This window comes from Corynebacterium sp. BD556 (genome assembly GCF_038452275.1).
In the GTDB taxonomy this organism is placed as follows: Bacteria; Actinomycetota; Actinomycetes; order Mycobacteriales; family Mycobacteriaceae; genus Corynebacterium; species Corynebacterium mayonis.
Window position 1 is genome coordinate 1,514,823 of record NZ_CP141643.1, and the last position, 24,767, is coordinate 1,539,589.

Annotated in this window: 22 protein-coding genes; 14 read left to right on the forward strand and 8 right to left on the reverse strand. The window is 60.3% G+C overall.

Features of this window, described 5'->3' with window-relative positions; genetic code table 11:
* The first annotated feature begins 406 nt into the window (after positions 1-406).
* From VLL26_RS07180 to VLL26_RS07210, 7 genes are all read left to right on the forward strand, one after another.
* A complete protein-coding gene (locus VLL26_RS07180) occupies positions 407-1,771 on the forward strand; it encodes a dipeptidase (protein ID WP_342318437.1) in 1,365 nt (454 codons plus the stop codon).
* A gap of 166 nt (positions 1,772-1,937) precedes the next feature.
* Positions 1,938-5,066, forward strand: a complete 3,129-nt coding sequence (locus tag VLL26_RS07185) for a Na+/H+ antiporter subunit A (RefSeq protein ID WP_342318438.1) — start codon at positions 1,938-1,940, stop codon at positions 5,064-5,066.
* Positions 5,067-5,555: a Na(+)/H(+) antiporter subunit C gene (locus VLL26_RS07190; RefSeq protein ID WP_342318439.1), complete on the forward strand. Its 489-nt coding sequence runs from the start codon at positions 5,067-5,069 to the stop codon at positions 5,553-5,555.
* 17 nt (positions 5,556-5,572) lie between these two features.
* Entirely contained in the window at positions 5,573-7,285 is a 1,713-nt protein-coding gene (locus tag VLL26_RS07195) for a Na+/H+ antiporter subunit D (protein WP_342320176.1), read from the forward strand.
* A gap of 2 nt (positions 7,286-7,287) precedes the next feature.
* Complete coding sequence (locus VLL26_RS07200) at positions 7,288-7,797, forward strand: Na+/H+ antiporter subunit E (RefSeq protein ID WP_342318440.1); 510 nt, start codon at positions 7,288-7,290, stop codon at positions 7,795-7,797.
* 7 nt (positions 7,798-7,804) lie between these two features.
* Complete coding sequence (locus VLL26_RS07205) at positions 7,805-8,083, forward strand: monovalent cation/H+ antiporter complex subunit F (RefSeq protein ID WP_342318441.1); 279 nt, start codon at positions 7,805-7,807, stop codon at positions 8,081-8,083.
* The gene (locus VLL26_RS07210; RefSeq protein ID WP_342318442.1) at positions 8,080-8,469 is read left to right on the forward strand and encodes a monovalent cation/H(+) antiporter subunit G; all 390 of its coding nucleotides are present in this window, start codon (positions 8,080-8,082) and stop codon (positions 8,467-8,469) included. The genes VLL26_RS07205 and VLL26_RS07210 overlap by 4 nt, the downstream gene beginning before the upstream one ends.
* Position 8,470: 1 nt before the next feature.
* On the opposite strand, the gene VLL26_RS07215 is transcribed toward VLL26_RS07210, so the two are convergent.
* From VLL26_RS07215 to VLL26_RS07225, 3 genes are all read right to left on the reverse strand, one after another.
* Positions 8,471-9,601: a glutamate--cysteine ligase gene (locus VLL26_RS07215; RefSeq protein ID WP_342318443.1), complete on the reverse strand. Its 1,131-nt coding sequence runs from the start codon at positions 9,599-9,601 to the stop codon at positions 8,471-8,473.
* A gap of 259 nt (positions 9,602-9,860) precedes the next feature.
* Positions 9,861-10,604, reverse strand: a complete 744-nt coding sequence (locus tag VLL26_RS07220; protein WP_342318444.1) for a hypothetical protein — start codon at positions 10,602-10,604, stop codon at positions 9,861-9,863.
* 51 nt (positions 10,605-10,655) lie between these two features.
* Complete coding sequence (locus VLL26_RS07225; protein ID WP_342318445.1) at positions 10,656-10,886, reverse strand: DUF3263 domain-containing protein; 231 nt, start codon at positions 10,884-10,886, stop codon at positions 10,656-10,658.
* Between VLL26_RS07225 and VLL26_RS07230 the strand changes: the two genes are divergently transcribed.
* The 4 genes from VLL26_RS07230 to cls are packed head-to-tail and all read left to right on the forward strand — an operon-like array spanning position 10,885 to position 14,685.
* Positions 10,885-11,457 carry a peptide deformylase gene (locus VLL26_RS07230; protein WP_342318446.1) on the forward strand — a complete coding sequence of 191 codons (573 nt, stop codon included), beginning with the start codon at positions 10,885-10,887 and terminating at the stop codon, positions 11,455-11,457. The genes VLL26_RS07225 and VLL26_RS07230 overlap by 2 nt on opposite strands.
* Complete coding sequence (locus VLL26_RS07235; RefSeq protein ID WP_342318447.1) at positions 11,458-12,423, forward strand: N-acetylglutamate synthase, CG3035 family; 966 nt, start codon at positions 11,458-11,460, stop codon at positions 12,421-12,423. It begins immediately after the preceding gene.
* Positions 12,424-12,433: 10 nt separating this feature from the next.
* Positions 12,434-13,225 (forward strand): exodeoxyribonuclease III, encoded by a 792-nt coding sequence (locus VLL26_RS07240; RefSeq protein ID WP_342318448.1) that lies wholly within the window; start codon positions 12,434-12,436, stop codon positions 13,223-13,225.
* Positions 13,222-14,685 (forward strand): cardiolipin synthase, encoded by a 1,464-nt coding sequence (gene cls, locus VLL26_RS07245; RefSeq protein WP_342318449.1) that lies wholly within the window; start codon positions 13,222-13,224, stop codon positions 14,683-14,685. Before VLL26_RS07240 ends, cls begins: the two co-directional genes overlap by 4 nt.
* An 85-nt stretch (positions 14,686-14,770) precedes the next feature.
* On the opposite strand, the gene VLL26_RS07250 is transcribed toward cls, so the two are convergent.
* The 3 genes from VLL26_RS07250 to VLL26_RS07260 are packed head-to-tail and all read right to left on the reverse strand — an operon-like array spanning position 14,771 to position 16,881.
* Complete coding sequence (locus VLL26_RS07250) at positions 14,771-15,499, reverse strand: ABC transporter permease (protein WP_342318450.1); 729 nt, start codon at positions 15,497-15,499, stop codon at positions 14,771-14,773.
* Positions 15,492-16,421, reverse strand: a complete 930-nt coding sequence (locus VLL26_RS07255) for an ABC transporter ATP-binding protein (protein WP_342318451.1) — start codon at positions 16,419-16,421, stop codon at positions 15,492-15,494. The genes VLL26_RS07250 and VLL26_RS07255 overlap by 8 nt, the downstream gene beginning before the upstream one ends.
* Complete coding sequence (locus VLL26_RS07260) at positions 16,414-16,881, reverse strand: NUDIX hydrolase (RefSeq protein ID WP_342318452.1); 468 nt, start codon at positions 16,879-16,881, stop codon at positions 16,414-16,416. Before VLL26_RS07260 ends, VLL26_RS07255 begins: the two co-directional genes overlap by 8 nt.
* Positions 16,882-16,940: 59 nt before the next feature.
* Between VLL26_RS07260 and VLL26_RS07265 the strand changes: the two genes are divergently transcribed.
* From VLL26_RS07265 to VLL26_RS07275, 3 genes are read left to right on the forward strand one after another with little or no spacing between them, the layout of a single operon-like run.
* A complete protein-coding gene (locus VLL26_RS07265) occupies positions 16,941-18,398 on the forward strand; it encodes a hypothetical protein (RefSeq protein ID WP_342318453.1) in 1,458 nt (485 codons plus the stop codon).
* On the forward strand, positions 18,395-19,432 hold the full coding sequence (locus VLL26_RS07270; protein ID WP_342318454.1) for a glutamate ABC transporter substrate-binding protein: 1,038 nt from the start codon (positions 18,395-18,397) through the stop codon (positions 19,430-19,432). The genes VLL26_RS07265 and VLL26_RS07270 overlap by 4 nt, the downstream gene beginning before the upstream one ends.
* A complete protein-coding gene (locus tag VLL26_RS07275; RefSeq protein WP_342318455.1) occupies positions 19,429-21,834 on the forward strand; it encodes a serine/threonine protein kinase in 2,406 nt (801 codons plus the stop codon). Before VLL26_RS07270 ends, VLL26_RS07275 begins: the two co-directional genes overlap by 4 nt.
* Before the next feature lie 222 nt (positions 21,835-22,056).
* Here VLL26_RS07275 and VLL26_RS07280 read toward each other — a convergent pair whose 3' ends face one another.
* The gene (locus VLL26_RS07280; RefSeq protein WP_342318456.1) at positions 22,057-23,256 is read right to left on the reverse strand and encodes an acetate kinase; all 1,200 of its coding nucleotides are present in this window, start codon (positions 23,254-23,256) and stop codon (positions 22,057-22,059) included.
* Positions 23,257-24,597, reverse strand: a complete 1,341-nt coding sequence (gene pta, locus VLL26_RS07285; RefSeq protein WP_342318457.1) for a phosphate acetyltransferase — start codon at positions 24,595-24,597, stop codon at positions 23,257-23,259.
* Positions 24,598-24,767: the final 170 nt, after the last annotated feature.

Below are 24,767 nucleotides of genomic sequence, written 5' to 3' on the forward strand. Positions count from 1 at the left end.
TTAGCTAGTGAGAGTTTTCATCGAGCGACGACACTCCACCGCCCCGGTTTGGCCAGGGCGGTCGTCAGCGGCTAAGCAGGCGCCCGCGACGGCACGGCTGATGAGTGGCGTCAGCCTCACCCGCTTAAAGTATTCACGTTTTAGCACTCAAGCACTACGAGTGCTAGCGAGTACTAGGAACCATTTTTAGCACTCTCGGCCCCCGAGTGCAACGAAGCCTCCGAGGACTCACTTCCCGCCGAACCAGCCCACCACCGCCCACCAACGAAGCCACGGCGACGAGAAGCCAGGTAGCACAGCCTTCTCACCTCAGCGCCCAAGCCTGCCAACGGTCATTTTCGCTGCACGAGGCACCACCCCACCAGGCGCCAACGGCCCGCCTGAACCCGGTGGTACGTTCGACTTCATGACTGCACAAGACACCGCAACGACCCCTCACACCCTAAAACCCCAGCGCGACCGCATTTTCGCGGACCTGTCGGCCCTCGTGTCCTTCAACTCGCCGCACTCAACGCCGCAGCTTGCCGACGAGCACGAGGCTGCCTGCGCCTGGACCGTTGCCGCCCTGGAAAAACTGGGCCTGTCTGTGACCCGCCACCCGACCGTGGACGATGCCGACACCATCATCGCCACTAAGGCGCCGGTCGGTGATGCCCCCACTGTGCTTCTCTACTCCCACTACGACGTCGTACCCGCCGGCGACCACACCGCCTGGACCAGTGACCCCTTCACCCTGACTGAACGCAACGGCCGCTGGTACGGCCGCGGCGCCGCCGACTGCAAGGGCAACCTGGCCATGCACCTGGAGGCGCTACGCCTGCTGGAAGAAAACGGCGGCACCGACCTGGGGTTAAAAGTTGTGGTGGAAGGTTCAGAAGAACTCGGCGGGCTCGACGGCCTGGTCCGACTCATTGAGGCTGAACCGGAGCTGTTTAGCGCCGACGCCATCTTGATCGCTGACTCCGGCAACGTCGCCGTGGGTGTTCCCACTTTGACCACCTCCCTGCGCGGCGGTGCCCAAATCAAAGTCACCGTGGAAACCCTCAAGGGCGCGATCCACTCCGGTGGCTTTGGTGGCGCCGCCCCAGACGCCGCTCACGCCCTGGTGCGCATCGCCGATTCGCTTTTCGACGAGCACGGCCGCACCTGTATCGAAGGAGTCAACGCCCAGCACAAATGGGAGGGCGATGCCTACTCCCGCGAGGACTTCCGCGAGGACGCCGGAGTGCTCGCCGGTGTGCAACTGCTCGGCACCGTCGACGACGAACCCGCCGACATGGTCTGGGCACGCCCCGCCGTAACCATGATCGGTTTCACCTCCACCCCAGTTGCCGAGGCCGTCAACGCCGTCAACCCTCGCGCTGAAGCCCAGTTCAATTTGCGTGTGCCTGCCGGCATGGACGCCGCGGACGTCGCCCAGAAAATGAAGGAACACATCCTTGCCCACACCCCGTGGGGTGCAAAAGTCGACGTCGAGCTCGCCGCTATCAACCAGCCCTTCTCCACCGACCCGGAAGGCCCGGCCACCAAAATGCTCGGCGAGTGCCTCACCGAAGCCTACGGCGCTGAAGAACTTGCCGTGGTCGGATCCGGCGGCTCCATCCCGCTGACCAGTGCCCTGCAGGAGACATTCCCGCACGCCGAGATCGCACTGTTTGGCGTGGAGGAGCCGCAATGCGGCATCCACGGCGTCGACGAGTCGGTCGACCCGACCGAAATCGAGCGTATCGCGGTGGCAGAAACCCTATTCCTACAGCGCTACGGCAACTAAGACGGCGGGTGAGGCGTCGACAAGCCAAACGGCATCTGTAAAGTAACAGCGTGATGGTCGCGCCACGGCATGACGCGCCTTTGAGCTGATGCGGTGTGTCCCCCCTCCCATGGGACTTCAGTGACGTGCAGGCCGTAAACCCACGAGCACAAGGAGGGCCCGCAACGTGTTAACACTATTGGCAGCGCTAATCGCCGCAACCGCCGCCGCCCCTTTCCTCATCCGCCTGCTCGGGCGAGTCGCCTTTGCACTGCTCGCCACCGTGCCCCTCGCCGGTTTCGCCTGGATGGCCGGGCTGTTTTATAAGGGGGTGTTCCGCGGCGGCGGCGAAATCTACGCCTCCTACGCCTGGATGCCCAGCGCCCACCTCAACTTAGAGTTCCGGCTCGACGCGCTGGCGGGGCTATTTAGCCTCATCATCTTAGGTGTCGGCGCCTTGGTTCTGCTCTACTGCTGGGGCTACTTCGATTCCAACCCGAGGCGTCTGGCCATTTTCGGCGCGCAGCTAACCGCCTTCACCATGGTCATGTACGGGCTTGTCCTGTCGGACAACTTCCTGCTCATGTACGTGTTCTGGGAACTAACCTCAGTCCTGTCCCAAATGCTGGTCGCCTACTATGGCGAACGCGCCTCCGCGCGACGCTCCGCCACACAAGCACTCATGGTCACCACCTTCGGCGGTCTGAGCATGCTTGTCGGCATCATCCTGCTTGGCCGCCAAACCGGCATCTGGCGGCTGTCCGAGATCCCCCAATTTGCCGACATCGCCGCCACCCCCGCTATCTCCACAGCCATCGTGCTCATCATGCTCGGCGCCCTGTCCAAGTCTGCCCAAGCACCGTTGCACTTCTGGCTGCCCGGCGCGATGGCCGCCCCCACCCCAGTCTCGGCCTACCTGCACGCCGCCGCCATGGTCAAAGCCGGCATCTACCTAGTCGCCCGCCTCGCACCCGATATGGCGGAGGTAAGCACCTGGCACATCCTGGTCATCTCCACCGGGATTTTCACCATGCTGCTCGGCGGTTGGATGGCCCTGAAACAACACGACCTCAAGCTCATCTTGGCCTACGGCACAGTGTCCCAACTTGGTTTCATAACCGCAGTCATGGGAGTCGGCTCCCGCGAAGCAACCATGGCGGGGCTCGCTTTGACCTTCGCCCACTCGATGTTTAAGGCGACACTATTTATGATCGTCGGCGCCATCGACCACTCCACCGGCACCCGCGACATCCGGGAACTCTCCGGCCTGGGGCGCCGCGAACCCCTTGTTACCCTCCTCGCGGTCGTCTCGGCAGCCTCGATGGCTGGTTTGCCTCCCCTGTTCGGTTTCGTGGCCAAAGAAACCGCCCTCGACGCCGTCCTCCACGAGGAGCTACTGGTGGGTATGCCCGGCAAGATGATGCTAGTTGGTTTACTCACAGGCTCCATCCTCACCGTTGCCTATTCTTTGCGCTTCCTGCACGGCGCCTTCGCCACCAAAGGCGAAGGACTAAGTTCTGAGTCGGTGGACAACATGGACTCCATCGGCCCGACACTGTGGATCTCTCCTTTCATTCTCACCGCTGCCTCCCTCGCGTTCGGTATGTATCCCGCACCGCTGTCAACAGCTTTCAACGACTACTTGAACGTGCGTTTTTCCGCCGTCGAAGGCGCAGACCTAGCGCTGTGGCACGGCTTTACTTTGCCCCTGCTGCTAACTGCGGTGGTCGTCGGCTTAGGCTCCATCATGTTCTGGCAGCGCAAAGTGGTGGCCAAGGCCCAATTCGACCCACCGGCCCTCGGCAGCGCCGACGCCGTGTGGGACACTCTGCTGGCAAGGCTTCGCACCTGGTCTTTGCGCTTGACTGCCTCCACCCAGCGCGGCTCCCTGACTATCAACTTGGGCATGATCTTCTTCGTCCTCATGGTTGTGCCGCTGGCCAGCCTCGTCCTGGGCCAATCCAATGCGATCCGGATGATCGTGTGGGACAGCCCCATCCAAGGGGTTGTGGTGGCCTTCATGCTTTTGATGGCCGTGGCCGCCACGCTGCAGCGCAACCGCCTCTCGGCGGTGATCATGGTGGGTCTGACCGGCTACTCCATGGCGCTGATCTTCTCCCTGCACGGCGCCCCAGATCTGGCTTTGACACAGGTGCTTGTGGAGACAATCTCCATGGTTGTATTCATGCTCGTGCTGCGCAAGATGCCCACCGAGATCGAAGCCCGCGACACCGACAACCGCCTGCGCGCGTGGTTGGCCATCGGCACGGGTGTCTCCGTGGTCGTCGTCGCCATGACTGCCATCTCCGCCCGTGTCGACGAGCCTATTTCCACCGCTATGCCGGACCTGGCCTACGACATCGGCCATGGCGCTAACACCGTCAATGTGTTGCTCGTTGACCTGCGCGCCATGGACACCCTGGGGGAGATCTCCGTTTTGGTCATCGCCGCCACCGGCGTGGCCAGCCTAATTTTCGGCACTGGCTCCTTCGACCGCCGCTCGCACCGGCCAGTGCTGCTTACCGACAAACCACGCTGGCACGCCGCCACCGTCGATTCGGAAACAGCACAAAACCGCTCAATCATGGTCGACGTGTCCACCCGGCTGCTCTTTCCGGCGATGCTGCTGTTGTCGCTGTACTTCTTCTTCAGCGGCCACAACGCTCCGGGTGGCGGCTTCGCCGGCGGGCTCGTCGCTGGGCTGGCACTGGCCTTGCGCTACCTGGCTGGCGGTCGCCGCGAAATTGAGGCGGCTTTGCCGATCGACCCGGCGAAGCTGCTTGGCAGTGGCCTCATCCTCTCCGCAGTGGTGGCGCTAACCCCCATGCTTTGGGGCTACCCGCCGCTGACCACTGGTTTCATCGAACCTGTCCTGCCGCTCATCGGCACGGTGGCGGTGACCTCGGCGTTGGCTTTCGACGCCGGCGTTTACCTCATCGTGGTGGGCCTGACCATGCATATTCTTACCTCTATGGGTGCCCACCTCGACCACGAGGAGGAAACCCGCAAGGAACGCGCCCGGCAGCGCGCCCTCCAACTGCAGAAGAAAAACCGCTTGCGCCGCGAAGAACAAACGCGGCGCCGCCACGAGCGTGCGGCCCGGCGCGAAGCTGCCGCCCGCTCAGGCTCCGCCGCGGTCAGCGCCATCTCGACGCATGTACCGCGGGGGCCCGGCGCCGGGCCGGGTTCGAGTGCCGGGCCGGGTTCGAGCGCCGGACCGGGTTCCAGTGCCGGACCGGGTTCGAGCGCCGGATCGGGTTCGAGCGCCGGACCGGGAGCAGGTGGGGCGTCGACAAGCGAAAGGAGCGGAAGGTAAATGGAGGCCAACCTCTTTTTGCTCATCGGCTCGGGCGTGCTCATCGCCGCGGGTGTCTACCTTGTGCTCGACCGGGTGATGATGCGCATGATCCTCGGGCTGATGCTCATGGGCAACGGCGCCAACCTGCTCATCCTGCAGGCCGGCGGGCAAGCCGGCTCACCGCCGGTGCGGGGGCGCGAAAGCGTGCTGTACGGCGAGAAAATCGCTGACCCGCTCGCCCAAGGAATGATCCTGACCGCCATCGTGATCTCCATGGCAATGGTCGCGTTCATGCTGGCCTTGGCCTACCGGCAGTACCGTTACCGCACCGCCGACGTCATCGACCTCGACCAAGAAGACAAGGCCATCGCGGCGCGCCCTACCACCCCGTCGGCCGCGCCCGACCACGACGCATCCGACGACCTGCAAACCGGGCGCACCAACTCTGCCAGCGACGATTTCGGGTCCCGCAGCTTCGAGGACCCCCAAGAAGGAGGCCAAGGGTGACTGACACGATCTCCACCATGTTCTCCGCATGGGCCGCCTGGGCGCTGCCGCACGCCCACAACCTCATCCCGATGACGGTGCTTTTGCCCGCAATCGCCGCGGCTTTCATCCTCGTGACCGGCAAACGCTTGCAACTGCAACGTGCCGTGGCCTTCTTCGCCCTGTTGGCGATGGCAGCGATGTCGGCCACCCTGCTGCTCGTTGCTGATATTTACGGTATCCAAACAGTCCAGATGGGTGGTTGGGACGCACCCATCGGCATCACACTGGTCGCCGACCGTCTATCTACGGTCATGTTGCTAGTGTCATCCATCGTGTTGTTCGCCGTCATGTGGTTCGGCATTTCGCAGGGGCTTCGCGACGGCGACGACGATGATCCCGTTGCCGTTTTCCTGCCCACCTACATGCTGCTGTCCATGGGGGTCAACCTCGCCTTTCTTGCCGGTGACCTGTTTAACCTCTACGTCGGCTTTGAAATTTTCCTGGTGGCGTCTTATATCCTGCTCACCTTGGGTGCTTCCCCGGCGCGGGTGCGCTCCGGTATTTCCTACGTGATGGTTTCCATGGCTTCCTCCTTGGTGTTTCTTTTCGCTTTGGCCACTGTGTATGCCTCTGTGGGCACGGTCAACATGGCTCAGGCAGGCATGCGCATGGAGTCGATCCCGGAGGGCACACGCTCGGCGATCTTCGCCACGTTGCTTGTCGCTTTTGGCATCAAAGCTGCGGTCTTTCCTCTCGACGCCTGGCTTCCCGACTCCTACCCCACCGCCGCCTCCCTTGTCACTGCCGTCTTCGCCGGCCTTTTGACCAAGGTAGGCATTTATTCCATCATCCGGATGCGCTCGACCGTGTTTACCGATGGCTCCCTCGACACCATGCTGATGTGGGTGGCTCTTGCCACCATGATCGTGGGTATCATGGGTGCCCTTGCCCAAAATGACATCAAACGCCTGCTGTCTTTTACCCTGGTCAGCCATATTGGGTATATGCTTTTCGGCGTCGCCCTCGGCACTGTCCAAGGGCTTTCCGGCGCGATCTTTTATGCCGTACACCACGTTTTGGTGCAGACATCTCTGTTTTTGGTCGTGGGCCTGATTGAGCGTCAGGTGGGTACTTCCCAGTTGCGCCGTCTTGGCTCTTTGCTCTACACCGCCCCCTTGATCGCGCTGCTTTACATGATTCCCGCGCTGAACCTCGGTGGTATCCCGCCGTTTTCCGGCTTCCTCGGCAAAATTATGCTCATTGAGGCTGGCGCCAATGAAGGTTCGTGGTTGTCGTGGGTGCTCATCGCCGGCGCGGTCGTGACTTCGCTGCTCACCTTGTACGTGATGGTGATTGTGTGGTCGAAGGGCTTCTTGCGCGACCGCGCCGACGCCCCCGAAGGCGATGTGGTCATCGCGCGCCCTTCGGCCCTGTCCGATGTTAAAGAAACGGTTTCCGCCGAGGAACGCGGCGACGTCGGACGGATGCCTTTCGGCATGTTTGCCTCCACCGCCACGCTAGTTGCCGCCTCGCTCGCCATTACGGTGCTCGCAGGCCCCATGGCCGCGGTGACAGACCGCGCCGCGGACTCCACCAGCGACCGTTCCATCTACAGAAAAGCCGTGCTTGGCGACGCCCCCCAAGACCCTCCGACCCGACGACTTGACCGCCCCGCCCCACACGCCGGCGCTAACTCCCGCGACGCCATCGCCAACCGCACCGAACGCACTGAAGGAGGTGCGCGCTAGTCATGCAAGGCCTCATCAACCGCCTCCACCCCTGGTTCGTTTTCTGGTTGACCTGCATGTGGATCCTCCTCCAAGGAGAACTCACCTGGGGAAACCTCATCGCGGGTCTTCTTTTGTCCACCGCAGTTGTTGTTGTTTTGCCTCTGCCCCGACTGCCGATTGGCGACACTAAAATTCACTACCCGCGCCTGGTGTTGTTCATTTTGTGCTGGCTCGGCGACCTCATCCTCGCCTCCATCAAAGTCTCCTGGCTCGCGTTGCGGCCCGCTGACCCGCCGCGCAACGCCATTTTGCGTGTCCCCATGCGCGTGGCTAACGAGTTTGTCCTCTACCTGGCGACCTGCGCCTACAATTTGCAGCCGGGTGGTTCGGTCTCCGACATCGACATCGCCAACCGCGAATGGACGATCCACGTCCTCGACGCGGATACTGAAGAAGACATAGAACGCGAAATTGACAACGTGCGCAGACTGGAGCGCCAAATGATCGACATTTTTGAAAGCAGGAGGTAGCTCCACCGTGGACCCGAACCTCTACACATTCTTTCTCACCATTGCCGCCATCTTTATCATCGTCGGGTTTTTCATCCTGAGCTGGCGGATCATCGTCGGCCCCGACTCCATGGACCGTGTCCTTGGCAATGATGCCCTCACCGCTTCCCTCCAATGCGCCCTCGCTCTCTATATCGCTTGGACTCTTGACACGACCGCCGTTTACATGATGATGGTCATTGCCCTTTTGGGCTTCATCTCATCTCTTGCTATCGCCCGCTTCCGCAGAAGGGATGGTTCCTTGTGAACTTCCACCTCATCGCAGACATCGTCTCGTTGGTTTTCATCCTGCCCGGGGCTTTCATGGTCTTTTCCGCCGCTGTCGGATCAGTGCGCTTTAAATCCACCATGGCGCGGGTGCATGCCATCACCAAACCCCAAACCACTGGTTTGGTGCTCATGGTGATAGGAACGCTCATCCGGGTTGTTTTCCACCCCGAGTTCGGCGTCCATGAACGCGGCGACGTCGGAGTTCTTGTCCTGTTGGTCATCTTCGCCTTGATGACCAACCCTGTTACCGCACAACGTCTCGGCCGCATCGCCCGACGCGAAGGGCTCTACGGCGATGACTCAGTCCTGTCCGTCAACCAGCGGCCCAGCCAACTGCAAACGCGGCGCCTCGAACAGGATTAGGCTACACAGTCCACTCCACAAGTTCCTGGCACGAGGCATCCACCACCGGTTTCCAGTCACCATTTGCGCTATGGAGCCGGCGCATGCGGCTATACCCCGCTCCACGCTCCATGATTTCTAACACCAAATTGAGCTCATCCACGCAGCCCATATCTTTGGCAACAGGTTGGAGTACGGCGACTAGCTCCTCAAGCTCCTCCGTTACCCAACGCTCGTCTGTCTCCCGCGATGTAATAACCAAAGCCTCAAGCCCATAACGCGCCCCCCGCCATTTGTTTTCTGCCACATGCCACGGTTGTAACGACGGCAGCTTTTCGCCTGCATCAATCATGCGATCGAAATGCACCACCAGACAATGCGTCAACGCCACGACCGCGGCTAATTCTCGCAAGTTCGACGTCGCATCCGAAATACGCACCTCAACCGTGCCCCACTTCGCCGCCGGACGAACATCAAAATGCATTGAACCAGTGTGATTAATCACCCCCGACGTGCGCTGATCAACCATAAACTGCACCCACTCATCCCACGAACCGAATTGGTATGGCATCCCCGCTGTGGGCAACTGCTGGTACAACATCGTCCGGTTCGACGCATATCCCGTATCTAAGCCGTCCCACCCCGGACTTGACGCCGAGACAGCCAACAAATGCGGATACTTCGTCATCACCGCATTAATAATCGGCCACACCCGATCCTCATGCCGAACCCCGACATGACAGTGTATCCCCCACAGCAACATCTGCCGGCCCCAATACTGAGTCCGGTTAATGATCTCCTGATACGTAAACTTCGGGCTTAACGGCTGCTCACGGAAATCTGAAAACGGGTGTCCACCACCCGCCCACAATCTCAACCCTTCGCCTTCCGCAACGACGCGCACTTTGTCCAGCGAATCTTGCAAATACCTCACCGCTTCGCGAGTGTTTTCGCACACCGGTGTGACCAACTCCACGGTGTTTTGCAAAAACTCCTTCTCCAACGAAACGCCAGGAAAACGCCTCCCCACCTCATCGATGACCTCCGCGGCACGCGGCACGAGGTCACGTGTCGTCGGGTCAACAAGGCAAATCTCCCATTCCACGCCCAACGTGGGCTTCGGGGAGCGGGCGAAGTCGCGGAACGGATCCATGCGTGAAAGCTTACCGGCCAGAGCTGCTGATACTGCTTTTAGATTCTTGGGTTAGACGGTTCTTGGGTTAGACGGTTCTTGGAGGCCGCGCCGGGCAAAGATGCGCCGGGCAAAGATGCGGCGGGTAAAGATGCGGCGGGTAAAGATGCGGCGGGCTAAGCGGAAAGAAGAACTGGGGTGAAAACCCCAGTTCGCTCGTTCCCGCAAGGTTTTGCGTTTGGTTCACACGGTGCGTTAGACAACAACCGTGTTGGGTTACTTATCCGGCAAGAACTACGGTGACTGCGTTTCCGTTGGCGGTAGCTTCGTTGGGAAGCGCGGCCCCTGGCGGGACGTCGTGAATGGAAAGGGGTCGTCCGCCGACGCGTTGAGCAATGTCGGCTGCGATCTGCTCGGCGCCGGGGACGGCCGGGTCAAAAAACACGGCTGTTTCGGGGAAGATGCCGAATTGTTGCTCGGGCAAGTTCATCCGGGCGGGGTCGTTGGTGCGGTTGCCCACCATGTAGTCGCGGGAAAGTTGCTCGGCGGTTTGGTTGGCCAGGTCGGGTATGGGCGAGTTGTTAAACACCAAGACGTTGGCGTTTTCTCTGCTCAGCCCTGGTGCGGGCGCGGCTTCGCCCGGTAGTTGTTCAGTGCCCTCAGCCGGGTTGGGCTGGGCTGCGTCCGGTTGCGGCTCTTGGGCTTGCTCTGGCATGGGCGCCGTTTGCGAGGACTCGGGCGCCGCAGAAGAAGCCTGAGAGCGTGTGATGGATTCATCCGTGGACTCGCCTTTGTCTTGGGTCAGTGCGTAGATGCCCCAGAGGAGCAAGATGGCGGCGATGGCAATGAGGATCATGCCGAGGCCACGTTTCGGCATAGCTCCAGAAGTGGCGCTGGAAGAAGCCTTGGTGGCAACCCCGGTATCTTCAGCTCTATGGGAGCCGCGGTACTCCTCGGGCTCGTCGTCGGGGTAGGCGTCGACGTATTCGTAGTCATCAGGGTGTGCAGAGTTATCTTTATTCATATCAGTCACTCTAATTTCATTGTGGGGCCAAAACAAGCAACGACAGGCCCCTTACATGCCTTTGTCCCGGATGCGCTGGAGGCGGCGAACAAGTTGGGGCCGGGCAGCGAGGGCTTGGGGGTCGTCGATAAGCACATTGAGACGTTGGAAATAGCGCACCGGACTGAGACCCAAGTGCCGACGGATAGCTTCCTCTTTGGCGCCGACACCACGAGGGGCGCGAGCCTCGAAATCGAGGATGGCTAAATCGTCGTCGGCAAGCATGCCTAATATGTTAGCCATGACAATTCGACCGATCGTGATCCACGGCGACCCTGCTTTGCACAACCCCACCCGGAAAGTCGACCAGCCTGTGGCGGAACTGCAGGAGCTGATCGCAGACATGCACGAAACGATGGACGCCGCGTACGGTGTGGGCCTGGCCGCCAACCAGATTGGCGTGGATCTGCGTCTGTTCGTCTACAACTGCCCGGACGGCGATGTGATGCGTCGCGGCACCGTGATCAACCCAGTGCTGGAAACCAGCGAGATCCCAAAGACGATGCCACGCGACGACGGCGAAGACGACGAGGGCTGCTTGTCGGTGCCTGGGGAGAGCTGGCCGACGGGACGGGCACACTGGGCGAAAGTGACGGGCCTGGACGAAAACGGCAATGAGGTCGAGATAGAAGGCGAAGGCTTCTTCGCACGTTGCCTGCAGCACGAGGTGGGCCACCTTGATGGTTTCCTCTACACAGATGTGCTGACTGGGCGCTACAAACGTGAAGCAAAGCGCGTGATTAAGAAAAACGGGTGGACTGAGGCCGGCAACACATGGACTCCGGGTATTGACGAAGACCCGTTCGGCCATTAGATGAACAGGTTTTTCCGCTCCGACGACATCGCGGTGGGCGATCGCGTGGTGGTGCGCCAGCGCCGCGGTGAGCGTTTCAGTGATGTACTCGGCCACGTCATCAAGCTGGATCCGCTCACGATCAGCCCGCAGGAAGTTGGCGGATTGCCCTCCTTCAAGGACGCCATCGAAGTACGCCAGGTCCACATTGTGAAAAAGCTTTCACCGCGCACGGTACGCAACAGCGACATCCGCGCCGTGGAGACTGCGTACGCGAAAGCTTTCCCGGGGCAGGAGCAATCGCTTATCGACGGCTGGTTGGCGCGCACCGGCTCCGACATCGCCGAGCGCTCCAACTCGGCGGTACCTCTGGGCCACAGCGCGGGTTTCGAGCCGGTACCCCTCGAGGGGCTGAAGAATTTTTACGCGCGCTTTAACCAACCGGTGCAACTTTTGATTCCGGAGCGCATTGGCAAACCGGCGTTGAAGTTGGTGGAGCAAGGCGGCTGGGAACTTGGCGAGGAAATCCTGGTCATGACCCAGAGCCTTGACCACATCTCCCACACGCTCTCACCTCGCTTCGCCATCGACCCCACACCTGACCAAGCCTGGCTTTCCATGTACCGTTTCCGGGGCCAGAAACTGCCCCGCGCCGCCCTCGACGCTGTCAAGGACGACATCGACGGCCACCTCGCCTTCGCCCGCCTCATCATCGACGGGGAAACAGTCGCCGTGACCCGCGCCACGTTGACCAACTCCGAGGATGGCCGTGCGTGGCTGGGTTATTCAGCAGTGGAGGTAGCGCACAGGTGGCGCCGGCAAGGCCTCGGCACCGAACTGACCGCGAGCCTTCTTGCTTGGGGCCACGAACAGGGCGCCGACAGCGCCTACTTGCAAACACGCGCCTCCAACGAGGCGGCAGTGTCCATGTATACAAAAATCGGGTTTGTCGAGCACCACCGGCACCGCTACGCCCGGCTGGGTTAGGGTAGAGGGCATGCGCATTGCCACGTGGAACGTCAACTCCGTTCGGACCCGCGCCGAGCGCATCGCCGCCTTTTTGGAACGCCGCGACATCGATGTTTTGGCCATGCAGGAAACCAAAACCACCGACGAAAAATTCCCTTACTCCACCTTCCTGTCCGCAGGCTACGAAGTAGCGCACGTGGGCTACAGCCAGTGGAACGGCGTCGCCATCGCCTCGCGGGTCGGGCTCGATAACGTGAGGGACTCCTTTGCGCGCCAGCCCGGCTTTGCCAAAGAAGGCGCTCCCGCGGTAGAGGCCCGCGCCGTTGGAGCCAACTGCGGCGGGGTCGAGGTATGGAGCTTGTACGTCCCCAACGGACGCGCCATCGGGGACCCCCACTACAACTACAAACTGCAGTTTCTTTATTCTTTGCGCGACTCCATCGACCCCGCCACTGCCGCTGTCTACTGCGGCGACTACAACATCGCACCCCGCGACGAGGACGTGTGGGACATCTCCTGGTTCGAAGGCAAAACCCACGTCACCGAACCGGAACGCGCAGCCTTCCACATGCTTATCGAGTCCGGCCTTACCCAAGTCACCCACGAAGAGCGCTACTCATTTTGGGACTACAAATCAATGCGCTTTCAAAGAAATGAAGGCATGCTCATCGATTTTCAACTGGTGTCGGAGGCGATGGGGCGTCGATTAGCAAAAGCGTGGGTCGACACCGACGAACGCCACGGCAAAGGCGCCAGCGACCACGCTCCCGTTATCGCCGAATTCGACGCACTAGAGCTCGCGCTTGACAACGTCCGATGAATCTCACTCTCGACCTGTCGTGGTGGCAGCTTGCGCTAATGCTGCTGGACTACGGAATCAAATTCGCCATGATCGGCGTGGTGCCCTCCGACCGGCGCCCCTCCAGCGCCAACGCCTGGCTCCTCCTCATCCTCCTGCTGCCCGTCGTCGGCCTGCCCCTATACCTCATGATGGGGTCCAATTTTGTTTCCCGACGCCGCCACCGCATCCAAACAGCCGCCAAATCCGAACTGGTCAACGTCCACGCAGGCATCGCTGATCTGCTCGAAGGATCCCGTCTGAGCCGAGACGTCGAAGAACTCGTCCACCTCAACCGCGCTCTCACCGGCTTTCCCGCGGTGCCCGCAACAGTGCGCCACCTGTGGACAGACTACGACCTGACCATGATGCGCATCGCCGAGCTGATCGACAGCGCCCAAAGTTTCGTCGACATCGAGATCTACGCCGTGGCCCGCGATCGCACCACCCAACGCGTCTTCGACGCCATCGAGCGCGCCACCGCCCGGGGAGTCCACGTGCGTTTGCTTTTCGACCACATCGGCTCCATGAAATACCCCGGATACCGCAAAATGCGCCGCCATTTGCTCGACATAGGCGTCGACTGCCACCGCATGCTCCCCCTCGACCCCCTGCGCGGGCGTTGGCGCCGCCCCGACCTCCGCAACCACCGCAAAATTATCATCGTTGACGGGCATATCGGCATGCTCGGCAGCTTCAACCTCATCGACCGTACTTACCTTTTGCGCAAACACCGCCGTGCCGGACGGCGCTGGGTTGACGCCTTCGTCGAAATCGAAGGGCCCATCGTCACCTCATTGGAATCCATGTTTGCCGTTGACTGGTACACCGAATCTGATGAAAGGATTGACCTAGAGCCACCCAGCGCGGAAACGGGGGACAACATCGTCCAACTCGTCCCCTCCGGCCCCGGCTACCAAGCAGAACCGAACCTGCGCATGTTCAACACGCTCGTCAACCACGCCCGCGACCGGCTCGTGTTGTGCTCCCCCTACTTCGTCCCCGACGCGACACTGCTCGAAGCGATCCTCACCGCCTGTTACCGAGGTGTCCACGTCGACCTCCTCGTCAGCGAGAAAGCCGACCAATTCATGGTCCACCACGCCCAGTCTTCTTACTACGAGGAGCTTCTCGACGCCGGAGTCCACATCTGGGAATTTCCCGCCCCCTATGTTCTCCACACCAAATTCGCTCTTGCCGACCCCCACGACGACCGCAGCGTCGGAGTCTTTGGTTCCTCCAACATGGACATGCGCTCCTTTACCCTCAACTACGAAAGCTCCCTTTTCATCGCTGACGGCCCCCTCCTCGGCCAACTCACCACCCTGACCAACACATACCTCGCCGTTTCCAAACGCCTCACCCGCGAAACCTGGCTGAAGCGACCCTGGTACCGGCGCTACATCGACAACGTCATGAAACTGACCTCCGCGTTGCAGTAGAAAGGGCAAGCTTTTTTGGGGCAAACAAAGCCCGGTTCGCGCGTGTGCCTGGCGCGTCTTGCGGGCGGGAGGGGCCAGAAAAAACCTAGGCGTCCCTTCTTTCCAGCGAAACTAGCCCGATAAGCCACAGCGCGACTGCCCACACGGCAAAGACACCTAGGGCGCCCCACGTGCCAATTTCGGAGCGTGGTTGGTTAAGCATGAAAGCGTAGAGGTTGCTAAAAGGCAGATACTGTGCGATTTCTTGGCCGTAGCGCGGGATCACCGGCGCGATACTTTCAACGATGACTTGCAGCACCATGACGAGGGTGATTGTGCCGGCGGTGTTGCGGAGACACCAACCGATTCCTTGGCTGAGCACGCTCGTGAGGGCCATGGCTAGGGGCAAGGCCCACAGGGCGCGTTGGACCGCGGGGTTGTGGGTCCAGTTGGCGGGCACGGCAGCTATGAGGTCGCCGAGGAAGAAAGCAATGACGAAAGCGACGAAAGTCCCGGCCGCAGCCGTCGTCGCTGAAAGCAAAAGCTTGACGACGCCAACTTGCCACCTCCTCGGGTTGAGCCTGTAGTTGGTGGCCGGCAAGTTAAACCTGTATTCGGTGGTGACGACCATGGCGGATTGGATAATGACGAGAAGCAGGACGGGTATAATCCCGACGCCTACAACAGACAAAGGGATATAGGGAACGCCGGTGCGGCTCATACCGGCGAGGGCGAAGGCCGCCAGGGCGGGAATGAGCAAGATGAGGCTTAGGGTCCACCAGGCTGCGGGGGTGGTGCGCAATTTGGTGAATTCGGAGTGGAGGAGGTTAAGCATCTGGAGTCTCTTTCGAGGTGTACTGGGCGTGGCCCTCGGTGGAGTGCATGTAGGCGTCTTCAAGTGTGGCGCGGCGCTCGGAAAGTTCAGAAAGGGGAAGGTGGTTGTTGAAGGCCAATTCGCCGATTTCTTCGCTGGTGTGGCCTTCAATACTCCACTGGGGGCGCCCCGCCGAGTCGGTCGTGCGGGTGTAGGCGATGTTCGCCGCGGCAAGCGCGTTTTCGAGCGCATCCGGGTTAGTTGTCCGGACCAAGGTCGTGACGGAGGAGTTATCGTTAATGAAAGCCTCGACAGTTGTGTCTGCGACGAGCTTGCCCCGGCCGATGACGATGAGGTGATCGGCGGTTTGCGCCATCTCAGCAAGCAAATGGGACGACAGCAAAATCGTGCGTCCCTCGGCTGCGAGCGATTTCAAAAGTGAACGGACCCAACGGATGCCCTCGGGGTCAAGACCGTTTACGGGTTCGTCAAGGATGAGAATTTCTGGGTCGCCGAGCATCGCTGAGGCAATACCCAGACGTTGGCCCATACCGAGGGAGAAACCACCAACCTTTTTTGCCGCGACATTTGTCAAACCAACCAGGTCAAGGACCTCGTCGACGCGGGAAGTCGGCAGACCCGCGGCGTGGGCTTGCCACAGGAGGTGGTTGCGGGCGCTGCGGTTGGGGTGGGCACTGCGGGCGTCAAGAAGAGCGCCTACTTTACGGGCTGGTTCTTTGAGTGCCCGGTAGGGGGTGGCGTCGATAAGCGAATATCCCTTAGTGGGCGTGTCAAGGCCCACCATCATACGCATCGTTGTGGATTTGCCGGAGCCGTTCGGTCCGAGGAACCCAGTAACAACCCCTGGTTTGACGGAGAAGGAAAGGCCGTCGACTGCCCGGACCTCACCATAGACCTTTGTCAGGTCGTGCGCTTCAATCATGCGCCTTAGTATGCCTCAAAATGAGATCAAGGGAAGCGTCGAACCCCGGATGGAGGTCAAGCTCACGTAGCTTCTCAATGGCAACCCAACGCAACTCCACACTTTCCGCGTTCGGGTCAGTGCCGATCGGCGCGCCAGTAGTAGTCTTCGCCAAAACGGTGGTGTAAGACCAGCCGTTGGCGAGCGGGCCCATAGTGACCAACTCGCCGTCAACACGCACAAGCTCGGGGTCAAGAGCGCACTCCTCCACCGCCTCGCGCACCGCGGCCTCGGCTGAGGTTTCGTGGGAATCGCGGGCGCCACCGGGGATTCCCCACGTCCCGCCCTGAGCCGTCCACTCCGCGCGATGCTGCATCAACACACGGCCCCCCGCCTGCAAAAACAGACCCGCTGCACCGAAGCGGCCCCACAATTTACTTCCGTCCTGCGTTGTCACCCAGCCGTTACCGTCGCCTTCCATATCCCCCACAATAGGCAAATCTGCCTCCGCCACCGCACAAACCGATATTCTTTAACCTTATGCGTGAGGCTGTGCGTGAAGCTGAGGAGCTGTACGTGGGCCGAACGCGCCCGCGAACCGGCAACACCACCGCACCCGAGGGCTCTGCAGACACCTGGCTCGACGAAATGGAGGACCGCCCAGAAAACCGTGGAGTGCGCTCTTTCATTGCGGATACGTTCACGGGCCCGCTGCGCTGGGTGCGCCGCCTGATTGACTTTGCGGCCACTACCCCAGGCAAATTGATCGCAATGATGTTGGTGCTCACGCTGGCGCTGTTCGCGGCAGGGTGGGCAATGAGCCAATCCATGGCGAAGCGCCAAGACTCCCTCAATACGTTGTTGACGTCGACGGAACCGATGAGCAACTCGGCACACCTGCTTTACACCTCTTTGTCGCAAGCAGATACGGTGTCAACCACCAGCTTCATCTCACCCGGCACAGTTTCGCAGGATGACATGCACCTGTATTTGGCTTCGCTGGATCGCGGGGTGGTCGCGGCCCTAGAGATCCTCGAGGCAACGGTGGACACCGGCGACAACCGCGAAGCGGTGCGCTCTTTAGTGGCCAGCGTGCAACGCGACGTACCTATATATGCAGGCATGATGGAGCGGGCAAAAGCGAATCAACGCATGGGCAATCCGGTGGGCGTGGCATACATGTCGGAAGCTTCGCACATCATGCGCACACGCATGCTGCAAGACGCCGCCGAACTTTTCGCCCTTTCCCGCCAGCAAGTCAGCGAGCAAATGGCGCGGCTTTCTTCACCCCAGTGGGTTCCGCTGTCGGGCTTGCTCGCAGCCCTCGGCTTTCTTACGGCGGCACAGTTTTGGCTGTGGAAGGTTTTTCGCCGTCGCCTCAACAAGGGTCTCGTCGCGGCCACCGTGATGATGATGGTGGCCACCGGTTGGGTCGGTGTGTCTAATTACGCCTCTTGGCACTCGGGCGTGGTGGGCTTTGAAAGGGCCTCGAAACCATGGCAGGAGCTGGCCACTGCGCGTATCAGCGCCCAGGAATCCCGCACCGACGAGATCTTCGCGCTGTTGCGCCGCCAAACAGTCGACGAATCCACCACCTCCTTCGAAACCACCTACGCCAAGGTTCAGTACGCGCTCAACACAGCCGAGCCGACTACAGACCCCTACCTGATCAAGTCGGGACGCGACGCTTTGTCGAAGTGGTCGGCCGCCCACGAAGACCTCACCGTTACCCTCATGGAGGGCCGCTTCGAGCACGCAGCGGGGCTCATCACCGACACTTCGCGCAACACGGAGGAATACTCCTCCGCCTTAGCCTATGCGCAACTTGATTCGGTGCTCGCAGAGTTGATTAAGCAGTCCCGCGCAGACATGCGCGACTACATCCACGCTTCCCTCGACGCCACTCGCGCCGTCTCCGGCGTGGTGTTGGTGCTTACACTTTTGTCCATCGTTTCGATCTGGTTGGGCATCCGTCGCCGTTTGGGGGAGTACCTATGAAAACTGCTCGTCGTGCTGTGTGTCTCGCCACTGTTGTCGCTGCGGCAGGGTTAGCGGGGTGTTCGAACACGGACTTTGCGCCGGTGGCCCCGGCTGATCCCCCACTCGCCTACGCCGGTTTACCGCTGCCGCCCGGCGCGGAGCTTAACCCGGCTGGCATCATCCCCAGCCAGGAGTTCACAGACGACGAAGATTGGCCCGGCTCGCTCGCGCCTGACGACGCCACCCCGGAAGAACGCATCCCGGAGATCGTGGCACGAGGACGCATCATCGTGGGCGTGGACCAGTCCCAATACCTGCTGTCCTACCGCGACACGACGGTCGGTGACTTGCGCGGCTTCGAGATTGACCTGGCACATGAGATCGCCCGCGACATATTCGGCGACCCCAGCAAGGTTGATTTCCGTTTCGTTGACTCCAGTCGGCGCCTCGACGCCCTTGAAAACGGCGGGGTGGACATCATTGTGCGCACCATGTCGATCACCCCGGACCGGGCGGAGCGCGCGGATTTTTCCACCCCCTATTTGACTAGCTCAGTGCGTCTGTTTACCCCAATGAACAGGCAGATTGCCTCGCTCGACGAAGTTTCGGGCAAAACGGTGTGCATTGTTGATGGCTCTAACCTGCTCGACCTGGCACGCAAAGTCGCCCCCGAAAGCAAGATTTTGCGCACCCGCTCCTGGGCGGACTGCCTCATGGCCACGCAGCAATACCAGGCGGACGCAGTGCTTGCCGACGACGCCATCCTCGCCGGTATTTACGCCCAAGACCCGCACTCCCGGGTACTCAACGAAACGTACGGGACGCAAAGTTATGCCGTGGGTGTAGCTAAGGGCAACGATGCCCTTGTGCGCCAAGTCAACTCCACCATCGAACGCATCCGCCGCGACGGCACATGGTCCAGAATGCAAAACACCTGGCTACGCGACGCCCTCTCCAGCCCCAGCCTGCCCCCGGGACGCTACCGCCAAGAACCCGAACCCGAGGAAGCCGCAACAGCAGATGGAGAAAAGGCACGAGGAGGTAACCAATGAGTCGCCACGAGCACCAACCCACCGAGGCCGTGAAGTTCGACCCCTTCGCCGAGGACAATGAGGACACCGACGACCCCGTCACCGAGGCCGTGAAGTTCGACCCCTTCGCCGAGGACAACGAGGACACCGACACCACCGGCGGCAATAAATACGCCGGGCTTGGTGAGATGGCTGGGTTGCTCAAAGACCTCGACAACCTGCGCGAAGGACGCGCAGGTGAAAACTCATCGCAACTCTCGCGGCGCCGCGCCTTAGACACCTTCCGGGAGCGCCGCGGGGCGAAACGCAACGCCCGCATAGTCGCTGACGGCATGGTGGAGCTTCCCTGGGTGCCGCAGACGGATCCGCGAGAAGCGCTCAAAGACCCGGAAATTCCCCACGCCCAAAAAGGCATCCCACTGCCACAGCTACACCCCGGTGACATCGTCGCCAGCCAGTACGAAATCCTGGGCGTCATCGCGCATGGCGGCATGGGCTGGATCTACCTTGCGCACGACCACCACGTAGCAGGAAGGGTTGTGGTTTTGAAAGGCTTGCAGGCGTCGAAAAGCGATGACGAAGCTGCCGCGGCGGCCGCCGAACGCGAATTCCTCGCCGACATCACACACCCCGGAATCGTCAAAATCTTCAACTTTGTCGACGACCCTCGCGTCACCGGCGGCTTCATCGTCATGGAATACGTCGGCGGGCCCTCACTGCGCGAGCGCCGCAACGAAGAAGCCAACCACCTGCTGCCCGTCGACATCGCAATGGCCTACATCCTCGAAATACTGCCCGCCCTCGACTACCTGCACTCACGCGGGGTGGTCTACAACGACCTCAAACCCGACAACATCATCGTCACCGAAGACCAGGTGAAACTGATCGACCTGGGAGCGGCCTCCGGCATCGGCGCTTTCGGCTACATCTACGGCACCAAAGGATTCCAAGCACCAGAGGTAGCGTCTGAAGGGCCTTCGATAAGCAGCGACATTTACACCGTCGGACGCACCCTCGCCGCCCTCGTCGTCGACCTGCCACGCACCGACGGCATCTACAACCCCGACATTCCCTCCCCCACCGTCGAAACCACCTTCCGGCGCTACCTGTCGCTCTACCGCCTCATCCGGCGCTGCTGCCACCCCGACCCCCAACAACGCTTCGCTAACGTCGCGGAGCTGGAAACCCAAATGCTGGGCGTGCTGCGCGAATGTCTCGCCATCCGCGACGGCGTCACCTACCCCGCCCAGCACTCACTATTTTCGCCGCACCGCACAACTTTCGGCACAAAACACCTAGTCTTTCGCACCGACCAGCTAATCGACGGCATCTCCCGCACCGTCGAGATCACCCCACAAGAACTCGTCGCAGCACTGCCCTCCCCCCTCGTCGACCGCTCCGACATCGGCGCCGCCATGCTCCAAGGCTCCTCCTACCAGGAACCCCAAGAAATGCTGGAAAACCTGCGACAAGCCATCCGAACCCCCCAATACGAAGAATCCATGGAAATCCCCTTCGGTGTGGTGCGCGCCATGCTCGACCTCGGGCTGACATACCAAGCAAGAAACTGGATGGCGTCGCTAAGCGACAAGCACAACCGCAACTGGCGCTACTCTTGGTACCTCGGTGTCATCAACATCTTACGCGGCGACAACCGCGAAGCCCGCGAAGATTTCACACGCGTACTCAACATGCTGCCCGGTGAAGCAGCTCCCAAACTCGCGCTCGCCGCGATCAACGAACTCATCACCCAACAATCCACACCCGAAACAACCGAACTGCTCAAAGACGACGTCGCCCGCGCCACCGCCGGCATCCGAACCAACCCCGCCGACCTCCCCTCCGAAATTTTCGAAAACTGGGAAGCACGCGGCCTGATGAACTCCGAGTGGCAAATACTCTCTGATGACCCCGCCCTGCTACGCTACGACGCCTTGCACCTGTATTCCCTCGTCTGGCAGACCAATCCCGCCACCGTCTCCGCCGCTTTCGGACTGGCCCGCCTGCTCATGGCAGAAAACGAGGTGGAACTAGCTGTCGCCGCCCTCGACCGCGTCTCCCCCTCCTCCCGACACCATCGCATGGCACGCCTCACAACAATCCTTGACTTAGTCTCCGCCGAACTCACCGAATCGCGGATTCGCCGTGCCGCTCGACGCCTCGAAGAAATCCCCAGCAACGAGCCCCGTTTCCTCCAAATCAAGGTGTACGTGCAGCGCGCCGCCCTGACCTTCCTCCGCGAAGCGGGCGTGGACAAAGCCACCTCCGACCGTTACCTCTTTGAGTTCCCCTTCACCGAGCGCGGCCTGCGCACTGGCCTCGCCATAACCCTGCGCGAGCAGGCACGCATCGCACCCTACGCACATCACCGCTACGCTCTCGTCGACATGGCCAACAAAGTCCGACCCCCAACATGGTTCTAACTACATGCAGCCACACAGACTTCCCGCAGCATGAACACACCCCGATCAACAACCAGCGCCACCTCACGCCGCTTGCTTAACGACGCCACAGACCCCTTGCCCCTCTGCCTTTACTTCCACAGGGTCGACACGCGAAAGACAACCACGTCGTAGCGAAGATCGCTTTCTCGCGTAAAACCCGCTGACACCGGCTTTACGCATCCAAAACTTTCCGCCCGAGCTCTAAACCTTCTGCGCTACCTGAGCGGCCTTCTGCGCTATCGCCAATTCTTCGTTAGTGGGAACGACGAGAACCTTCACGCGCGATTGATCAGTCGAGATGATATGCGGTCCGTCGTTGGGCTGTTCGTTGCGCTGCGGGTCAATTTCAATGCCATACATATCCAAGTTATCCAAAGCGTCCATACGCACGAACTTGTCGTTTTCACCAACCCCAGCGGTAAAGGTAATGGCGTCAACGCGCCCAAGAGCAATCATGTAAGAACCGATGTAGCGTCGAAGTTGATTGATGTAGACGTTGTACGCCAACCAAGCGTTGGGGTCTTCGTTGTCGATCATTTTGCGCAATTCGCGGAAATCATTGACACCGGCCAAACCCTTGACCCCTGAACTGCGGTTGAGCAGGTTGTCAATATCGTCGATAGACATCCCCGCATGGCGCGCGAGATGGAAAATGATGCCCGGGTCAATGTCTCCAGAACGGGTGCCCATCACCAAACCTGCCAGCGGCGTCATCCCCATTGAGGTGTCGATGGGCACACCATTAGCCACCGCGGAGCAAGAAGCTCCGTTGCCCAAATGAAGCACAATCTGGCGGGTGTGATCAGGGTGACGGTCAATCAGTCCGGGCACCTGAGAGGACACAAACTCATGGGATGTGCCGTGGAAGCCGTAGCGACGGATGTTGTTGGCGCCCGCAACGTCAGCATTGATGGCGTAAAGAGCCGCAGCGGGCGGAAGGTGGCGGAAGAAGCCAGTATCGAAAACAGCAACATGCGGGACGTCGGGAAGCAATGCACGCGCGACATCAATACCGTCGATGTTGGCGGGATTATGCAACGGTGCAAGCGGAATAAGCTCACGGATCTTGTCAACGACCGCATCGACAATCAACTCCGGTTCGGAAAACACCATGCCGCCATGAACAACTCGATGACCGACAGCCGCCAAATCCAACTGAGTTGGGCCAACACCGCGACTATCCATCACTCGAAACGCCTCGCGCAGCCCGACAGTGTGCGTCGGGATGGGTAACTGAGACACCTCCTTGCCGTCCGGATGGTTGACGGTAATGCGTCCAGAAGGCTCCCCAATCTGCTCAACGAGCCCGGAAACCAGCGGGGGTTGGGAAGCATCAGCAGATGGATCGACAATCTGGAACTTGACTGACGAAGACCCCGAATTGATAACCAGCGCGTGCATTTACTTACCTCCAGCCTGGATCGCGGTGATCGCCACCGTATTAATAATGTCGCGGACAGTCGCACCACGAGACAAGTCGTTGACAGGTTTATTCAACCCTTGCAAAATCGGACCGACTGCCAGCGCATCACCAGTGCGCTGCGCAATCTTATAACCAGCGTTTCCCGCCTCAAGATCAGGAAAAATAAACACATTGGCGTGTCCGGCCACCGGGGAATCAGGGGCTTTCTTCTTTCCAACACCTTCATCACAGGCAGCATCAAACTGCAGTGGCCCATCGACAACAAGTTCCGGGTCGAGAAAACGAGCTTCCTTCACCGCGGCGACCGAACGCTCAACATCAGGCCCGGAGCCCGAAGTGCCGGTGGAGTAAGACAGCATCGCCACCTTCGGGTCAATCCCGAACTGGGAAGCGGTCCGAGCGGAGACAACAGCGATCTCCCCAAGCTGCTGAGCCGTCGGGTTGGGGTTGACGGCACAATCTCCGAAAGCCCACAAACGGTCGCGCATAACCATGAGGAAAATCGAGGACACTACCGACGCACCAGGCACAGTCTTAATAATCTGAAAAGCAGGTTTGATGGTATGCGCAGTGGTATGTGCAGCACCAGAAACCATCCCATCAGCCAACCCTTTATGCACCATCATGGTTGAAAAATAGGAAATATCCCGCATGGCTTCGCGGGCATCCTCAAGCGAAACTCCCTTCGCCTTGCGAAGTTCAGCAAAATCTACAGCGAACTCCTCAAGAAGGTCAGACTCAACATGGTTGATAATCTGCGCCTGCGAAACATCAACTCCAAGTTCCTCGGCACGGCGAGAAATCTCTCCCGCATCTCCGAGAATACTTAGCTTGACCACACCTCCTGAAAGCAACTCCCCCGCCGCTAACAAAATGCGGTCATCTTCGCCTTCTGGAAGCACAATGTGCGCATCAGCTTGCCGCGCACGATTGAGCAACCACGACTCAAAAACCACCGGGGACATGACCTGTCGCGCTACCGTCGTAGTGCTCACGGCAGCCTCAAGACCATCTTCAGTGACAACACCTACGAGCGTCGCCCCCAACTCACCAGCCCTGCGCGCCACATAAGTCTCACGCTGCTCGGAATCCGCCAAAACAAGCAAGCCAACACCCAAAGCGCTCGCCACGTCAGCATCGTAAGAAAGATCCCCCGTTCCCACAACAAGAGTTGCTGCGTCAAGCGCAATACCGAAATCCTGGGCAGTGCCCTCAAGTATCACAACGCCTTTATCCGAACGCCGCGCCAACTCATCAACATCCACCCCAGCAAAATTGCGATTTGCAAGAGTTAGAAGCACAGACTGGGAAGCTGCCATATTTCCACCTTTCGGGAGCGCCCGCATAAAGGGCATGTACCTGCCAACATTCTAGTTGTGAACACGCTGCGTTTTTGGCAGAAGAACGTTAGTCGTGTCACATCTGGCTACAAAATCCACCCAATTTGCCCCAAGTTGAACCCGTCTAACCCCAACACATCACACGAACA

Bases quoted from the DNA above. Each gene is read 5' to 3' on its own strand.
- VLL26_RS07230 (WP_342318446.1), top strand. From the start codon at position 10,885: ATGACAATTCGACCGATCGTGATCCACGGCGACCCTGCTTTGCACAAC.
- VLL26_RS07270 (WP_342318454.1), top strand. From the start codon at position 18,395: ATGAAAACTGCTCGTCGTGCTGTGTGTCTCGCCACTGTTGTCGCTGCG.
- VLL26_RS07250 (WP_342318450.1), bottom strand. From the start codon at position 15,499: ATGCTTAACCTCCTCCACTCCGAATTCACCAAATTGCGCACCACCCCC.
- VLL26_RS07180 (WP_342318437.1), top strand. From the start codon at position 407: ATGACTGCACAAGACACCGCAACGACCCCTCACACCCTAAAACCCCAG.
- cls (WP_342318449.1), top strand. From the start codon at position 13,222: ATGAATCTCACTCTCGACCTGTCGTGGTGGCAGCTTGCGCTAATGCTG.
- VLL26_RS07195 (WP_342320176.1), top strand. From the start codon at position 5,573: ATGTTCTCCGCATGGGCCGCCTGGGCGCTGCCGCACGCCCACAACCTC.
- VLL26_RS07190 (WP_342318439.1), top strand. From the start codon at position 5,067: ATGGAGGCCAACCTCTTTTTGCTCATCGGCTCGGGCGTGCTCATCGCC.
- VLL26_RS07265 (WP_342318453.1), top strand. From the start codon at position 16,941: ATGCGTGAGGCTGTGCGTGAAGCTGAGGAGCTGTACGTGGGCCGAACG.
- VLL26_RS07225 (WP_342318445.1), bottom strand. From the start codon at position 10,886: ATGGCTAACATATTAGGCATGCTTGCCGACGACGATTTAGCCATCCTC.
- pta (WP_342318457.1), bottom strand. From the start codon at position 24,597: ATGGCAGCTTCCCAGTCTGTGCTTCTAACTCTTGCAAATCGCAATTTT.
- VLL26_RS07200 (WP_342318440.1), top strand. From the start codon at position 7,288: ATGCAAGGCCTCATCAACCGCCTCCACCCCTGGTTCGTTTTCTGGTTG.
- VLL26_RS07255 (WP_342318451.1), bottom strand. From the start codon at position 16,421: ATGATTGAAGCGCACGACCTGACAAAGGTCTATGGTGAGGTCCGGGCA.
- VLL26_RS07280 (WP_342318456.1), bottom strand. From the start codon at position 23,256: ATGCACGCGCTGGTTATCAATTCGGGGTCTTCGTCAGTCAAGTTCCAG.
- VLL26_RS07235 (WP_342318447.1), top strand. From the start codon at position 11,458: ATGAACAGGTTTTTCCGCTCCGACGACATCGCGGTGGGCGATCGCGTG.
- VLL26_RS07275 (WP_342318455.1), top strand. From the start codon at position 19,429: ATGAGTCGCCACGAGCACCAACCCACCGAGGCCGTGAAGTTCGACCCC.
- VLL26_RS07240 (WP_342318448.1), top strand. From the start codon at position 12,434: ATGCGCATTGCCACGTGGAACGTCAACTCCGTTCGGACCCGCGCCGAG.
- VLL26_RS07260 (WP_342318452.1), bottom strand. From the start codon at position 16,881: ATGGAAGGCGACGGTAACGGCTGGGTGACAACGCAGGACGGAAGTAAA.
- VLL26_RS07215 (WP_342318443.1), bottom strand. From the start codon at position 9,601: ATGGATCCGTTCCGCGACTTCGCCCGCTCCCCGAAGCCCACGTTGGGC.
- VLL26_RS07220 (WP_342318444.1), bottom strand. From the start codon at position 10,604: ATGAATAAAGATAACTCTGCACACCCTGATGACTACGAATACGTCGAC.